The organism is Bifidobacterium intestinale, from assembly GCF_023656765.1.
Lineage (GTDB): Bacteria > Actinomycetota > Actinomycetes > Actinomycetales > Bifidobacteriaceae > Bifidobacterium > Bifidobacterium hominis.
On sequence record NZ_JAMOKR010000003.1, the window covers coordinates 165800 to 181613 of the forward strand.

The 15814-nt window shown below is 56.5% G+C and carries 15 protein-coding genes, 1 tRNA gene and 1 pseudogene; 2 read left to right on the forward strand and 15 right to left on the reverse strand.

Annotated elements, in window-relative coordinates; all coding sequences use genetic code 11:
• Positions 1-130 precede the first annotated feature (130 nt).
• The gene (locus NBH13_RS05355) at positions 131-520 is read right to left on the reverse strand and encodes a Rid family detoxifying hydrolase (RefSeq protein WP_099571774.1); all 390 of its coding nucleotides are present in this window, start codon (positions 518-520) and stop codon (positions 131-133) included.
• 163 nt (positions 521-683) lie between these two features.
• Positions 684-759: transfer RNA gene (locus NBH13_RS05360), tRNA-Arg, on the reverse strand.
• A 230-nt stretch (positions 760-989) separates the two neighbouring features.
• Here NBH13_RS05360 and NBH13_RS05365 point away from each other — a divergent pair.
• A complete protein-coding gene (locus NBH13_RS05365; RefSeq protein WP_099571775.1) occupies positions 990-1628 on the forward strand; it encodes a CYTH domain-containing protein in 639 nt (212 codons plus the stop codon).
• A 102-nt stretch (positions 1629-1730) separates the two neighbouring features.
• On the opposite strand, the gene NBH13_RS05370 is transcribed toward NBH13_RS05365, so the two are convergent.
• The 3 genes and pseudogenes from NBH13_RS05370 to NBH13_RS05380 form a co-directional block, all read right to left on the reverse strand.
• Positions 1731-2690, reverse strand: coding sequence for a tetratricopeptide repeat protein (locus NBH13_RS05370; protein WP_099595049.1), 960 nt, complete (start codon positions 2688-2690; stop codon positions 1731-1733).
• A gap of 103 nt (positions 2691-2793) precedes the next feature.
• On the reverse strand, positions 2794-3792 hold the full coding sequence (locus NBH13_RS05375; protein WP_099595050.1) for a DUF8094 domain-containing protein: 999 nt from the start codon (positions 3790-3792) through the stop codon (positions 2794-2796).
• Between the two features lie 185 nt (positions 3793-3977).
• Positions 3978-5069: pseudogene (locus NBH13_RS05380) on the reverse strand (hypothetical protein); the annotation flags it as partial.
• A 69-nt stretch (positions 5070-5138) separates the two neighbouring features.
• On the opposite strand from NBH13_RS05380, the gene NBH13_RS05385 reads away from it, so the two are divergent.
• Positions 5139-6095: an FKBP-type peptidyl-prolyl cis-trans isomerase gene (locus NBH13_RS05385; RefSeq protein ID WP_250779208.1), complete on the forward strand. Its 957-nt coding sequence runs from the start codon at positions 5139-5141 to the stop codon at positions 6093-6095.
• A 224-nt stretch (positions 6096-6319) separates the two neighbouring features.
• Here the strand turns inward: NBH13_RS05385 and nucS are convergent, their stop codons facing one another.
• The 10 genes from nucS to NBH13_RS05435 all read right to left on the reverse strand — a co-directional run bounded on the left by nucS (position 6320) and on the right by NBH13_RS05435 (position 15655).
• Positions 6320-7024: an endonuclease NucS gene (gene nucS, locus NBH13_RS05390; RefSeq protein WP_099571780.1), complete on the reverse strand. Its 705-nt coding sequence runs from the start codon at positions 7022-7024 to the stop codon at positions 6320-6322.
• 177 nt (positions 7025-7201) lie between these two features.
• On the reverse strand, positions 7202-7480 hold the full coding sequence (locus tag NBH13_RS05395; protein ID WP_034879774.1) for a F0F1 ATP synthase subunit epsilon: 279 nt from the start codon (positions 7478-7480) through the stop codon (positions 7202-7204).
• Positions 7480-8961 (reverse strand): F0F1 ATP synthase subunit beta, encoded by a 1482-nt coding sequence (atpD, locus tag NBH13_RS05400; protein WP_039199253.1) that lies wholly within the window; start codon positions 8959-8961, stop codon positions 7480-7482. Before atpD ends, NBH13_RS05395 begins: the two co-directional genes overlap by 1 nt.
• Before the next feature lie 8 nt (positions 8962-8969).
• Positions 8970-9890, reverse strand: coding sequence for a F0F1 ATP synthase subunit gamma (locus NBH13_RS05405; RefSeq protein ID WP_004223300.1), 921 nt, complete (start codon positions 9888-9890; stop codon positions 8970-8972).
• 3 nt (positions 9891-9893) lie between these two features.
• Entirely contained in the window at positions 9894-11522 is a 1629-nt protein-coding gene (atpA, locus tag NBH13_RS05410; RefSeq protein ID WP_099571781.1) for a F0F1 ATP synthase subunit alpha, read from the reverse strand.
• Between the two features lie 71 nt (positions 11523-11593).
• Positions 11594-12421, reverse strand: a complete 828-nt coding sequence (locus NBH13_RS05415; RefSeq protein WP_099571782.1) for a F0F1 ATP synthase subunit delta — start codon at positions 12419-12421, stop codon at positions 11594-11596.
• 29 nt (positions 12422-12450) lie between these two features.
• The gene (locus tag NBH13_RS05420) at positions 12451-12972 is read right to left on the reverse strand and encodes a F0F1 ATP synthase subunit B (RefSeq protein WP_099571783.1); all 522 of its coding nucleotides are present in this window, start codon (positions 12970-12972) and stop codon (positions 12451-12453) included.
• Between the two features lie 56 nt (positions 12973-13028).
• Entirely contained in the window at positions 13029-13256 is a 228-nt protein-coding gene (atpE, locus tag NBH13_RS05425) for an ATP synthase F0 subunit C (protein ID WP_003809874.1), read from the reverse strand.
• Between the two features lie 56 nt (positions 13257-13312).
• Positions 13313-14122, reverse strand: coding sequence for a F0F1 ATP synthase subunit A (gene atpB / locus NBH13_RS05430; protein ID WP_144165300.1), 810 nt, complete (start codon positions 14120-14122; stop codon positions 13313-13315).
• A 498-nt stretch (positions 14123-14620) separates the two neighbouring features.
• Positions 14621-15655, reverse strand: a complete 1035-nt coding sequence (locus tag NBH13_RS05435) for a homoserine O-succinyltransferase (protein ID WP_250779209.1) — start codon at positions 15653-15655, stop codon at positions 14621-14623.
• Between the last annotated feature and the right edge of the window lie 159 nt (positions 15656-15814).

Genomic DNA, 15814 nt, shown 5'->3' on the forward strand with positions numbered 1-15814 from the left:
ATGTTGCCTGCTGTTCACTTTTGCGGCAATCATGAGGTTGCATAAACAAAACAGGCTCGCATGCAGCGTAAGAAACCGCATACGAGCCTGAAAAGGAATTCCCTGGAGATTTGCAATCAGCGCACTGAAATCAGAGCACAGCGATGGCGTCGATCTCGACGAGAGCGCCCTTCGGAATGTTGTTGCCGCCGAACGCGACGCGGGCCGGCTTCACGGAACCGATGAAGGCCTGCGCGTACACGTCGTCGATCTCATGGAAGTCTTCGACGTTCTTCATGTAGATGGTGGCACGGCAGACGTGCTCGATGCCTGTGCCTGCTGCGTCAAGAATGTGCTTGATGTTCTTCAGCGCCTGGGATGCCTGCTCGCCGGCAGTTTCGCCAGCCAGTTCGCCGGTGGCCGGGTCGATGCCCAGCTGGCCGGAGACGAACACGAAACCGTTGGCCTTCACAGCCTGGCTGTAAGCGCCCAGCGCCGCCGGGGCTTCAGAAGTCGCAACCTCTTCCATCTTCTCGCTCATAATGTTTCTCCTTTGAAGAATGTGTTATTGCATCTTGCTTGCGTTCAGGCCGCGGCAAACCACGACAACGCAATCTCAAACAATCACTGTACCCATGGAATCGACGCGCATTGTCCCATGTTCCAAATACCGGCTCAGCGCCCCGGCCCTTCACATGTCTTTGTGGTGGGCTTGATGGGGATCGAACCCACGACCTTCTGTTCCGGAGACAGACGCTCTATCCACTGAGCTACAAACCCGTGCGTCAACCTACTTTACACTGCCTTGAGATGAAAGCGACACTTTTTACGGAAAAATGGTCTTTGAATCTTAATCATCATGTTGGCAAAGTAAGTCTGAATGGGTTTTCGGCAACATACCCAACTATGAAGGGGAGGTGACGAGTATAGAACGGGGAACGAAGAGTATTACGTCATAATTTGCGGCACAATAACGTCATTTACCGCGTATTTTCCACTAGACTGAGAATATGGTTGAGGATTCAGGCAGAAATATAGGCGATTTCGAATACATGCGCCGTTTTTTCTGCCGTGCTTTGCCAACGCAGTTGGATGACAGCGACAGTCCGACATTAATCGTGCAAAGTTATTACGTTCATCAGGATAATTACGCGTTGCGCGTACGATTGAAAACAAAGTCCGTTCGCATCGCCATGACTCCGGACCTCGACCCGCTGGCCGTGCTCGAAAAGTATCGCGACGAATTCCAGCTTGGATCAGTCACCGTGAAGGGGCCGTCCGTAGGAGGCACGCGCTATGAGGCGAGCCGAGACTTGGATTCGCGCATCGCAGGAGAGCTCATCAAACGCGGCGGACACGTAACCATCAAAAACCGTTTCACCGACTGGATCGACGAAGATGGCTGGAACATCGACGTATTCGGCGGCACCAACGCTCCCCTGATCATTGCGGAAGCGGAACGTATCGGACCCGTCACCAATCTGGTGATCCCGAAATTCTGCACCACCGAAATCACCGACCAATCGCGGTTCAGCAATGAAGGACTTGCAGCGAATCCATATTCACGATGGAAATCCGAATTCGAAGCCGAACTGGAAGCGGACGGACCGCAATTCCTTGACTATTTCGGCACCAATCGTATGGAATAAGTCTTTTTTTTTTAAAAAAACAACCGTAGGCCGTAAAGAACGATTTGGTTGTCAGCCTACGGTTGAACGGTACCCAAAACGGTATCTAAGTCAATAAACGTATCAGTACATAAGCGTGGCGAGGCGACGGCGGGCGCGCTTCAACCGCTCGTCAGTCGACTCGGGAATCGTGAAATATTCCAGCAGACGCTTGCGCACCGGTTCAATATCAGCCTTGTGACCGGCCGCAACGAAATCCAGCAAACGGTCGAACGCATCCTGAATCTGACCGCCGATCATATCAATGTCAGCAACGGCAAGCTGCGCTTCAACATCATCAGGGTTGTCGGCAGCGGCGGCACGTACCTCACGCACGTTCGCATTGGCGGAACGGGCCAACAGCAACGCCTTCGCACGCTCGCGGGCTGCGCGGGCATCGTTCGGATCGGCTTCAAGCACCTTCTCGTACGCGGCTGCGGCACCAGCGTAATCGCCCTGCTGTGCCAGCATATACGCCTCCTGATGCTCCGGAGGCACCTCCTGAGCGCCGGCGGCGGAATTTGCCGCATCGGAATCCGGATCGCCCGAATACGGCGCGGAACCGGTCACGCCAGCCTGCTGTGCGGCAGCAACCAGATTCGGAATCGCCGCGTCCACGATCTGCTGCATTTCCTCGGCAGACGGCAAGCCCTGCAGAATCGGCATCGGGCGGCCGTTGATCAACGCGAACAACGCGGGAGCACCCTGCACTTGGAACGCTTGCGCGATTGACGGATTCGACGCGATATCAATACGAGACAGCTGAATCTGGCCGTTTAACTGGTTCACGGCATCGCCCAACTGGCGTGCCATGTCGAACAGGCGATCATCGGTCGGCACCCACAGCAACAGCAGAATCGGGAACGTGGCCGACGTCTGCACCATGGCCTGAAACGTGTTCTCCGTGGTGTCGATCACGTAACCCCCAGCGGCCGGAGCGCCTCCAGCCTGCCCCGGTTCGGCCTTCACCTGATGCTTCAACGCTTCAAGATCGACGGCCCCCGCCAAGGAAACTCCCGGATTAAACGGCCTTTGACCTGCCATGCTTGCCTCCTAAATATCAACAATCAACAACATTAAGCGCCCAGCGCAACACGCATCGCAAACGTTCGCCCCAAGCTTACGCGCAATCGCGCAATCGCGACGATTACAGCGCCTCAACCCTGACCGGCTGGCGTTCGGAACCGACTGAGGTAATCTTCTCGCCGGAATTTGCCGGAGGCACGTACAGCGCGATCACATTCACATACGTGGTTTTCATGGTGCTGGTGGCTTGACCGTTGCCAAACAGCGCTTTTTCCGCATCGGAAGCGGGCTGCGATTCACGTCCGGCACCAGCGGAACGCGTCCATTCGGAATTGATCTGCGCCACTACCAAGTCGCCACCATCCGCGGAACGCATGACGCTGATGGCACCGTCAACCGGCGTGAACACCTGCTGCTGCGATCCCTCGTTCAGCTCCATGGCCTTCTGCACCTGTTCGGTCAGATCGGCAAGCTTCGTACGCAAATCATCGTCGGCGAACTGCTGCGCATACTGGCTGGCCGCACCATTCTGCAACACGTCGGCATATGCAGCGACCGCATCCTTCGGGGTCATGACCAGACCGGTGTCTTTTTCCGTACCCTGCTCGCTGCCGGTCTTGGAAATCTCGAAACTCGGCATCTTCACGCCCGAAAACAGTCGCGCCACACCCCACAGCTTGTAGTTTTGGCGTGCGGAATCCTGACGGAACACCAGCAGACGCTTGGATTGCTGGTCGTCCGTGGTGGAAGTAATGGAAAACACCGAACGTGGCCATCCACTATCTGTGGAGATCACAGCCTGCGCCAGACCGGTTGGAATCGTGGTCTTGCGGTCAAGATTGCCCGTGACCTGCGCCACATGAAGTTCGCTTGTGCGAATCTCAAGTTCCGGCCCCTCCAAAATCGAGCCGAGGGCGTCGATATTGCGGTCGTTATTGCACTGGTCAAGCGTTGTGAGAATATCCGTACGGATGGTTTTCTCCTGCTTGGCGGTCAGATTCGGCGCATCCTGACGTTGCGTGGTTTTCGGCTGCGGCAGCTGCCCCTCGCATCCGCACATGCCAACGACCATTCCCAATGCGAGCACGGCCGCCGCGATTGCGTTGAAACGCTTCTTCATCACTTGGCCTCCTCGTTGTCAGATTCGTCTGATTCGTTGTTTTCGGATGTTTCGTTGGATTCGGATGTTTCGTTGGATTCGGATGTTTCGTTGGATTCGGATGTTTCGTTGGATTCGACCGGCTCGGCCGTTCCGGCCGTTTCGTTGACCTCGTTGGACACGTTAATTTCGCCGGATACCGCGAATTCTGAAGATCCCGAGGACGCTACGGACGCACTGCTTTCCTCTTGTGCGAGACGCGCGAAATATGCGGCAAGCTCGTCTGGCGAGATCACGGAAGTCTGTTCGAAATCGTCGTTTTCGTCAACGCCACCAGTGGCAGCATTCTGCTGGTCGGCAACCAAATTTCGAGCGGAAGGATCGACAATCGTAGGTTGCGCCGTCTCGTTCTGCGTATTTTCCGAAACGGTCGCACGATGGCTCGCATGGCGACGACGCGTACGCTTCGACCCGCTCTTTTCACTACGGGCGGCACTCGCTTCGGCGTTCTTCACCCATGCGGCAACCTCATCATCGTCTCCCTGCGTGGAACCGATGCCATCAACCATGGCAAACGCGCGCTTATTGCGACGCTTATGCGGAGGCATGGCGAACACGGAAGCCGAAAGTACCGCAAGTATTGCCAGCAATCCGCCGGAAAGATAGAACGGCATGGCGAAATTCAGTAGCGAACGACGGGTCCAGTCAAGCACGACCGAGCCTCCCTTGCGATCGCCGTAATCGATGATCGCAACGGAATCCTCGGCATTATTCGTATTAGCACCCTTGATCTGCATGTCAACGGAACCGGCATTGCATTTGACTGTGCGCCACATGTCGGAATCCTGGAACGCGACTTGGCCTTCGGAATTATCAGCAGTGCCCTGGGCCGTGGCCTTCAACGTGGACAGGGTGGACCAGTCAGACAACCCGGTGACGCGCACGTATTTGGATCCCGCGATCCATCCGGCAACATCACGGGCGGAACCGATGGCGATGCAAACGTTCGCAGATTTGTCTCGGGACTTCGCCGAAATGGTGACGCGATCATCAACCAATTGCAGCACATTCGGATCGGTGACCACATACTGTGGTCCCGTGACCGTGGCGGACGCCGAGACCTGTGTCGAGGGCTTCCAGATCGTCGCGTTCAAGACGCCAAGCACGATGCAAGTAATGGCAAGCAAACCGAAAATAGGCGTGACAATGCCGCGCATGATCTTGGCGTGTCGCGTGGGACCCACCTTGGACTGCGGCTTTTCCTGTTCTTCCTGCAATAAAGTCATAGCATTCACCATTCTACATTGCCCCTCTGCAAAAGCCTGAAAAAACTATGAAAATCAATGATTGCCACTAAGGTGGAATCTATGCGCAAATCTACTCTTTTCAAAGCCGTCGCAGCCGCTTGCACAACGATCATGTGCCTGGGATTCGCGGCATGCGGAAGTTCCAACGCGAAGTCAGATTCATCTTCCGATTCGTCATCGTCTTCCTCCAACTCCTCGTCGAAGATGAACCAGATTGCCGGCGTGACCGCCACGGGCAAGCCCGGCGAAAAGCCGACCGTCTCCTTCAAAACCCCTATGACGGTAGAAGACAACAGCTACGTCGTACTGCAGAAAGGCAACGGCAACCAGATCGAAGACGGCGACCGCATATGCACGCAGGGTATCGCCATCAATGTCAAGGACGGTTCCGAGTTGGCGAGCACATGGGAGAAAAACACCCCCGATTGCTCCACGGTGGTCACTTCCGACACCAGTCAGATGACTGAGAATTATTACAACATTTTCAAGGATCAGAAGCTTAACGCCACGATTGCGTTCGGCGTGAACGATTCGAATTCCGCTGGCACGTCGTATTTGATGGTGCTCACGATCGTGTCAAAGTCGAAGGATCTGACGAAGGCAACGGGCACGAAGGTGCATGACGTGCCTGCCGATCTGCCGAAAATCACGCTTGCGAAGGATGGCAAGCCGTCGATCGACATGAACGGTTACAAGGGTTCCGACACGTTGGTTTCGCAGGATTTGATCAAGGGCGAAGGTGCCGAGGTCAAGGATACGCAGACCGTAGTGGCGCATTACACCGGCTGGCTGCTGGACGGCACGCAATTCGATTCCTCGTGGGATCGTGGCAAATCCTCCACGTTCTCGCTTGACGGCGTGATCAAGGGATGGAAGCAGGGTCTTGCCGGCCACACCGTCGGCTCCCAGGTGCTGCTGGTGGTGCCACCGAGCCTCGGCTACGGCAGCGAGGCGAAGGATAAGATTCCGGCGAACTCCACGCTGGTCTTCGTCGTCGACATTCTCGCCGCCTACTAAAACACCACGTTTCGTGGGCCAAAGCCTTGCCCACGAGGAGCGAATGCGGCAATGCATGTGTGGCAAGGCGTACCGCGGAAAGGCGTGCAAAAGTACGTCGACCGAGGTACCGCCTTGCGCGGCCTTCGCAACAAGTTGCTCACTTCGTCTACGGGCAGTCCTCCGGATTGTCCGTTATACGGCTCAGCGCGACGACACTCCGTTGCCGCTCGCTAGGCTTGCATCTAAAAGAGTCGTAAGGAGTCGTCTTCAGTGCCCTTCATTTCGTCATAGTCGAGGATCAGGCAGTCGAAGCCGCGGTCTTGGGCGAGCACGCGGGCTTGCGGGGTGATGGTCTGCGCGGCGAAAATACCACGTACGGGGGCTAGCAGAGGATCGCGGTTGAGCAGTTCGCAGTAGCGGGTGAGTTGCTCAACGCCGTCGATACCACCGTTTCTCTTGATTTCGATGGCAACATGCTTGCCACTGGCGTCAATAGCCATGATGTCGACCGGCCCAATGGCAGTCGGATATTCACGGCGCACGAGCGTCGCCCCCTCACCGATGCGTTCGATCTGTTCAGCCAAGTATTTTTGCAGATGGTCTTCGACGCCATCTTTGATCAGTCCTGGATCTTCGCCCAAATCGTACGTTTCATCGGAATAAATATGCTGTAAGGTCACTTCGAGCACGTCATTGGATTTGTCTGCCGAAGCACGGATGACTTTCTGCGGCACTTCCGTTTCGGCATCGTCATCGGCATGATCCGGAGTGATGTCTTTGATGGTGCAGGGCGCCGCCATCCAATTAAGCGGCTTGTACGATCCGAGTTCGGAAAAAATCAGCAGACTGTTGTCGGCTTTGATGAGCAGCACTCGCTTGGCGAGCGGCAAGGACGCATTCAAACGTCCGGAATATTCGGCAGAGCAATCAGCAACAATAATTCGCACGAGGCACTACCCTACCATGATTGCCGTAAGCCCCGAATCTGTGATAAATGCAATCTTTTTTGATCAATACCGTTTTTGAAAAGAAAAACGGCCTGTCTGCCGCAACTGCATCAATCGCAATCATATGCGATTGCTGCAATCACAACAGACAGACCGTCAGAAGTATGCTACCGAGTGCTACTCGGCCATCTTGACGTCACGTCCACGCTCAACCGCAACGGTGAGCTTGTTCGAATCGAAGGAGATGAAACCGTCGGTCACTTCGAAGGAGCGACGGCTGCCATCCGGATCCACCACAACGATGGTTCCTTCCTTGATTACGGTCAATACAGGCTCGTGGTTGGGCAGGATGCCCATTCCGCCTTCAGAAGCCGGAATAGTGACGGACTTCGCCGTACCGTGCCACACAGGGTGGTCGGCGGCGACGATGTTCACCTGCATTGTCAATCCGGCCATCACGCACCGTATTCCTTCTGCATGTCGTGCCACTTCTTCTCGAGATCGTCGATGCCGCCGATACCGGAGAATGCCTGCTCCGGAACGTCGTCATACACACCGTCGCAAATACGGGTGAAGGCTTCGATGGTCTCGTCCGCCGGAACATAGGAGCCCGGACGACCAGTGAACTTTTCAGCGACGTAGAAGTTCTGGCCGAGGAACTGCTCGATCTTACGGGCACGGTTCACAGTGGTCTTGTCTTCTTCGCCGAGTTCGTCGATACCAATCAGGGCGATGATGTCCTGCAGCTCCTTGTTACGCTGCAGAATCGCCTTGACACGGTTCGCGCAATCGTAGTGAGCCTGGCCCACGTAACGCGGATCAAGGATTCGCGAAGTGGAGCTCAACGGATCCACTGCCGGGTAGATACCCTTGGAAGCGATGTCACGGGAAAGCTCGGTGGTTGCATCCAGGTGGGCGAAGGTCGTTGCAGGAGCCGGGTCGGTGTAATCATCGGCCGGCACGTAGATGGCCTGCAGCGAGGTGATGGAGTGACCGCGGGTCGAAGTGATTCGCTCCTGCAGGGCACCCATTTCGTCAGCCAGGTTCGGCTGGTAGCCCACTGCGGACGGCATACGGCCGAGCAGGGTGGACACCTCAGAACCAGCTTGGGTGAAACGGAAGATGTTATCGATGAACAGCAGCACATCCTGGTTCTGCACGTCACGGAAGTACTCTGCCATGGTCAGTGCGGTCAGCGGCACGCGCAGACGGGTACCCGGCTGCTCATCCATCTGGCCGAAGACCAGTGCGGTCTTCTCAAGAACGCCAGCCTCGTCCATTTCGCCAATCAGATCGTTACCCTCACGGGTACGCTCGCCGACGCCTGCGAACACGGACACACCGCCGTGGTTCTGGGCGACTCGCTGGATCATTTCCTGAATAAGCACGGTCTTGCCGACGCCTGCGCCACCGAACAGACCAATCTTGCCGCCCTGCACGTACGGGGTCAGCAAATCGATGACCTTAATACCGGTTTCGAACATCTGGGTCTTGGATTCCAGCTGATCGAATGCCGGCGGATTGCGGTGGATAGGCCAACGCTCGGTAACCGTGATGGTCTCGTCATCCTTCTTGTTGAGGATGTTGCCGGACACGTCGAACACGTGGCCCTTGGTCACATCGCCAACAGGAACGGAGATCGGACCGCCGGTGTCAAGCACGGTGGCGCCACGAACGAGGCCGTCAGTCGGCTTCAACGCCACGGTACGCACGGTGGAGTCGCCGAGGTGCTGTTCGACCTCAAGCGTAATCTTCTTCGTGGTTTCGCCCTCTTCGTTGGCGGTGTTGGTCAGCTCAACGGTAAGTGCGTTGTAAATGTCGGGCAGGTGGCCCACCGGGAATTCGACGTCGATAACCGAACCCTGGATACGCGTAACGCGTCCAGCGGTCGGCTCTGCAGCCGTCTCGGGAGCCGCTGTGGTCTGATTCTCAGCCATATGCGTTCCTACTCTTCCTTCTTATTCAGCGCGTCGGCGCTGCCGATGATTTCGGTAAGTTCCTGGGTAATCGAAGCCTGTCGCGAAGCGTTGAGCTTGCGGGTCAGGTCGTCGATCAGGCTGCGGGCATTGTCTGTAGCCGTATGCATGGCGTTCTGTCGGCTTGCAGTCTCGGATGCCGCCGCTGTGAGCAGGCATTCATGAATACGGGACTGGATGTACTTCGGCAGAATCGCGTCAAGCACTTCGTCGACGCTCGGCTCGAACGCATAAAGCGGGGTCGCGGCATCGGCATCGGATTCGGGCACAGGGCCGGAGTCCTGCTGTTCCGGAAGTACGAGTTCAACGGGCAGCATACGCAGCACGCGCACCTTCTGAACAACCATATTCACGAATTCGGTGAACACGATGTAGAGTTCGGAAACTCCACCTTCGCTCGCCGGCTTCATGTAGGCGTCCATCAGGGCCTTCGAGATGGACTCTGCGACTTCCACGCCGGGCTGGTCGGTATCGCCTTCCCAAGTACCGGCAACATCACGATTGCGGTACTTGTAGTACGTCACACCGCGACGACCATACACATACAGTTCCGGCTGCTTGCCTGCCGCATCGAGGCGGGCCAGCAGCGATTCCGTTTCGCGGATGATCGAGGAGGTGTACGGCCCTGCCATACCACGATCCGAAGTGAGGGCGAGGACAGCCACACGAGGGTTGTCCTCGTCCTTTTTCACGATCGGATGGTCAATATGGGTATGGGCCACCAGCGCTTGCACGGCGTCGAAAATCGCATCGGTATACGGCTTCGCGTTCAAGGCGACGTCACGTGCCTTGGCGATGTGCGAAGACGCGATCATCTCCTGCGCGTTGAAGATTTTCTCCAACGACGCGGTGGAGGCGATCCTAGATTTCAATGCGAGTTGCGAGCCCATGGATCACTTCTCTCCTGCGACGATCTTTTCCTGCTCGACCGGAGTGGCGTTCTTGACGTCAGGCTTCTTCTCGACCAGCGGCTTGCCCGCGCTGGTCACGAAGGTCTCACGGAACGCTTCCACAGCCTTGTCGAGGGCGGCCTCGGTGTCGGCGGTGAAGTCTTCGGTCTCGCGGATGGTCTTGAGAATATCGGTGTTGTGGTCCAAGTAGTCCAGCATGGCCTTCTCGAACGGCAGCACGTCGTTCAGCGGCAGGTCATCCATCTTGCCATGGGTGCCGGCCCACACGGAGACGACTTCCTGTTCCATGGAATACGGGGAGAACTGCGGCTGCTTGAGCAGCTCGGTCAAGTGGGAGCCACGGTTCAGCTGGGCCTTCGAAGCCGCATCCAAGTCGGACGCGAACATGGCAAAGGATTCCAGAGAACGGTACTGGGCCAAGGAGATCTTCAACGTGCCGGAGACCTTCTTCAACGCCTTGGTCTGTGCCGCGCCACCGACTCGGGACACGGAGATGCCGACGTCGACAGCCGGACGCTGGTTCGCGTTGAACAGGTCGGACTGCAGGAAGATCTGACCGTCGGTGATGGAGATCACGTTGGTCGGAATGTATGCGGACACGTCGTTTGCCTTGGTTTCGACGATCGGCAGGCCGGTCATCGAACCGCCGCCGAGGTCATCGGAAACCTTGGCGCAACGTTCGAGCAGACGGGAGTGCAGGTAGAACACATCGCCCGGGTATGCCTCACGTCCCGGCGGGCGGCGCAGCAGCAGGGAGATCGAACGGTAAGCCTCAGCCTGCTTCGACAGATCGTCGAAGACGATGAGCACGTGCTTGCCGTTGTACATCCAGTGCTGTCCGATGGCGGAACCGGTGTACGGTGCGATGTACTTGAAGCCTGCGGAATCGGAAGCCGGTGAGGCCACGATGGTGGTGTACTCCATGGCGCCGGATTCTTCGAGGGACTGCTTCACCGATGCGATGGTGGAGCCCTTCTGACCGATGGCCACGTAGATGCAGCGCACCTGCTTCTTCGGGTCGCCGGATTCCCAGTTACGCTTCTGGTTGATGATCGTATCGATTGCGATAGCGGTCTTACCGGTCTGGCGGTCGCCAATGATGAGCTGGCGCTGGCCACGGCCGATAGGCGTCATTGCGTCGATGGCCTTCAGACCGGTGGACATTGGCTCGTCAACCGGATGACGATGCATAACGTCAGGTGCCTGGGCCTCGAGAATACGACGGCCTTCGGTCTTGATCTCGCCAAGACCATCAATCGGGTTGCCTAGCGGGTCCACGACGCGGCCAAGGTAGCCGTCGCCGACGGGCACGGAGAGCACTTCGCCGGTACGACGCACTTCCTGGCCTTCCTCGATACCTGCGAAGTCGCCGAGGATAACCACACCGATCTCGCGGGCGTCAAGGTTGAACGCCAAGCCAAGCGTGCCGTCTTCGAAGGTCAGCAGCTCATTGGCCATGCAACCAGGCAGTCCCGTCACGTGCGCAATGCCGTCGCCAGCAGTCGCGACATAACCGACCTCTTGGGTCGGGGTGTCCGACGGCTTGTACGACTCGACGAACTCATCGAGCGCCTTGCGTATCGTGGTGGGATCAATGGTAAGTTCTGCCATGATCACTCCTTATTGTTGTTTATAAATTCAGTCAAGTCTTGTTTCAGGCTTGTTCACCGTGCGGCGAACCGTTAGGCGGTTGCCTTCACCGTGCGCTGAAGATGCTGCAGTTGTGCGACCACCGTGTTGTCGGTGACCTCGTCGCCCACCTGGATACGCATGCCACCCATGACGGTCGGATCGACCACAGAGTTGATGTGCACCGAATGGCCGGTCTTCGCCGTATAGATGGCGACGAGCTTTTCCACCTGCTCCTTGCTCAACGGCGTTGCCGTGGTAACAGTGACCATCGATTCGCCCATATGACGGGAGAACTTGTTGATCAGCCACTGAATAGTCTGCAGGTAGCGGCGATTGCGCAGATTGCAGGTCGCGTGCTCGGCCAGACGCTTGGTCACCTTGGTGAAATCCGCATCACCAATCAGGCTGTACAGCAGCTTGACACGGGCTTCACTGGGAACGGTTGCGTCATACAGCTTGGTGCGCACGACCGGAAGGTTGAGCAGTGCGGAATGCAACTCGGCAAGCTCGACGGAGACCTGCAAAGTCGTATTGGTGTGGTCCGCGTAGTACATCATGCCGTCAACGCCGAAATCCTCAACGGCATTGGCGATATCAGACACGCGGCTCCAACGGCGGGACACCAGATCGGACATGATCTCCATCACCAGTGGATGGGCCTGATCCCCGATCAGGGTCTTGACTACCGCAACCTTGTCTTCGACTGGGCGCGACGGGTCGGTGAGGGCACGTTCAAGCTGGATGTTGTGGTCAAGCGCGCTGGTGATCGTGAACAGCTCGTTCCCGATACGCCATGCGTCCTCACCGCTGTTACGCAGCTTGGGGGCCAGCGAGTCACGCGAAACGCGATCTGCGATACGCGATGCTTCTCCTCGCATTGGTCACCTCCCTTTCTTGAAGGTTTCGATCACTTCTTGTCGCTGTCCATGTCGGCGATCATCTGGTCGATCATCGACGACTGCACATCGTTATTCTCGAGCTTGCTACCCAGGATCTTGCCGGCCAGTGCCGTTGCCAGCACGCCAACTTCACCCTTGAGGCTCACCAGAGCCTGCTGCTGCTGCGATTCGATGGAACGCTGGGCGGTAGCGGTGATCTGCGCCGCATCGCTTTCGGCACGGGTACGTGCGTCCGCGATGATGTGCGATGCCTCCGTACGTGCGTCGTCACGGATCTTGGATGCCTCGACGCGCGCCTTGCTCAGCTGAGCCTCGTACTTCGCCTTGGCTTCATCGGCATCCTTCTGGGCCTGTTCGGCCTTGGCGATGCCACCTTCGATCTTGGCAGCGCGCTCATCGAACACGGCCTGGAACTTCGGCAGGAAGAACTTGTAGAAGAACACGGCGACGATGATCAGAATGACCAACGACCAGAAAATGTCGTAGCTTTTCGGAAGGAACAATTCCATTTCGCTAGCTGCGGTCACCATAGTGTCTTCCTCCTTTCATGTTCGTTTGCGTCTTCGGTGTTACCTTGAATCAAGTCTTACTTGATGAAGGCGAGCACGAAGCCGAGCAGTGCCAGCACCTCGACGAATGCCAGGCCCAGGAACATGAGGGTCTGCAAACGGCTGCCGAGCTCAGGCTGGCGAGCGGTGCCTTCGATGGTCTTGCCGATCAGGATGCCCAGACCGATGCCAGGGCCGATGGCGGCGAGGCCGTAGCCAACGACGTTCAGGTTGCCGGCAACCTCAGCGAGGGTAACGATATCCATGATTGTTTCCTTTCTGGTTATTGCTTGACAAGAAGCAACAATTAAAAAGCCGGCGGTCAGTCGATCTCCGGATAGCTCATATTGATGTATGCGGTGGTCAGGATGGCGAAGATGTAAGCCTGCAGGCAGGCGACCAGCGCCTCGAACAGGAACATGAACATGCCAGCTGCGAAAGTGATGACGCCGAACGGCATGAACACCTTGTTCACCACATCAATGAGGAAGTACTGCGTGGCCGAAAGGCACAGCGCAAGAATCAAGTGGCCCGAAACCATGTTGGCGAACAGTCGGATCGTCAACGAGAACGGACGGATAATCAGCAGCTCAAGCAGCTGAATCGGGGACAGCAGAATGTAGATCGGGGCCGGAACGCCCTTCGGGAAGATCTCATCTCTCAGGAAGTGGCCAAGGCCCTTTTCACGAATGCCTGCAATCCAGTATTGGCAGAAGCACCACATGGCGAACACCAACGGCAGCGTAATCGTTGCGCTTGCCGCGATATTAAAGCCCGGGATGATGCCACACAGATTGAAGACCAGCAACGTGCAGAACACGGTGGTGATCATCGGCACGTAACGCTTGCCGCGCAGCTCGCCCATCACCTGATAGACGATGTTGTCGCGGACGAATTCGATCAACCATTCGACTGCTCCCTGCCAACGGCTGGGGATGAGCTTTGCACGGCTTGCCGTAATTCCGAGAACCAGCAGCATGATGACGGTCGCAAGAATGCGAACGAGGATGATGCGGTTAATGGCGAACGGCGTGCCCTGAAAAACGAACGGATCGGGAAGGAAGTCATCGATACTGGGCATCTCGGGACCATCAGCGATGGTCAGCATGCCCTTCCCCAATGCACCAATCATTCACGCCTCCTGCTCTTGTGTCAGCTGTTAGTTTAGCCCAACAACCGAGTCGAATGTGACGTTCTGGTTACTTAACCAAAGCGTACTTCGAAGTATGCATCGACGCGACCGGAGTCCCGTGCGACGCATTCGACTCCGAATGGCTGGATAGGATTATTAGCCCGTGTCTAGACAACGTCCACACACTTGGAGTTTTCCTTACGGCCATTTAGTTTTTCCGGCGTTTCGCTTCAAGCTGGACTAACTAGACACGGCTCTGTGATTCGTCGGATAGTCGACGTTATCCAGCATACCGCATGTTTTCAGTAAAACGTTTCACCATATCTATCGAGTGTCGGAGATCTTTTAGACCAATTCAGCCAACACCGATAAATCACAGACGAATGCGATTGATACAAACAAAAAAGATGCACACAATCACGCGATTCGTATCACGCGGATTATCTGCATCTTCAGCACATCGACGGCTTCCGCAATGTTACGGAAGGGACCTTGGATTCAGTCGTGGATCACGCCGTAGCCGTCGCGCACGAACGGCGCGAACGCATCGACACGCGGCGAACCCGGCTGATGGCGAATCGAACGATCCATGCCAAGACGCTTCTGCGCACGAAGCTGCGGAACCTCGCTCAAATCGTATGGCGTGGTCTGATACACCCAATTCAGCCAATTACGCCACAACAGATTCGCGTGGGCACGCCACGCGAACACCGGCTCAAGCTGTGGATCGTCATGCGGGAAGTAGTTTTCGGGGAACGGCACGTTCGTCATCCCCTTCTTCATATCGCGCTCATACTCCTCGGCCAAGGTGTACTTGCCGTACTCCCAGTGTCCAAGCGCGAACACCTCCGAAAAATCGCGGGTGGCGATCAGACCAGGACCGGATTTCGGACCCCACGTAAGCACCTGCAATTCGGGATTGCGGGCGACATCACCCTCGCTCACCCCTGCAAGGCGAGAATGCGGCTGCAGGCAGATCTCGTCGAAACCGTTCGTCAGGAAGCAGTATTCATCCTGCAAATACTGCGGAAACACACCGAAAATCTTCTCCGGAAGATTCTCTTTGCGCACGTTATAGCGGTAATTGAGCGCACCCATCGCACCCCAGCACAAATACATGGTGGAAAACACATGCGTGGAAGCCCAGTCGAGAATCTTTTTGAACTCATCCCAATAATCGACCTGCTCGAAATCAAGATGCTCGACGGGAGCACCCGTCACCACGAAGCCGTCGTAATAGTTGTCTTGGAACGCGTCGAGGGTTTCGTAAAACTTCACTAAATGGTCGGCGCTCACATGCGTACCCTTATGCGTGGAGGTCTTCATGAAATCGATCTCCACCTGCAGCGGACTCTTCGAAATCAGGCGCAGCAGCTGAGTTTCCGTCTCAACCTTCTTCGGCATGAGATTCAGGATCACCAACTTAAGCGGGCGCACACGCTGACGCTCCGCTTCGGGCTTTTCGAGCGCGAAAATACGCTCGGAGTCGAGAATGTCTCTGGCCGGAAGGCCGCTGGGAATCTTGATAGGCATGCTTCTATTATGGTGCGGAGTCGGATATGGCGCACTCCTCTGCGCCGGCGATCGGTCGAAACGGGTATAGGAAAAATGGATAACGCGCTATTCGTGGCGCTGTTTTACACGGCCAAACGAGCGCGACACGCCGATTTGACATATTTGGAAGTAATCGTA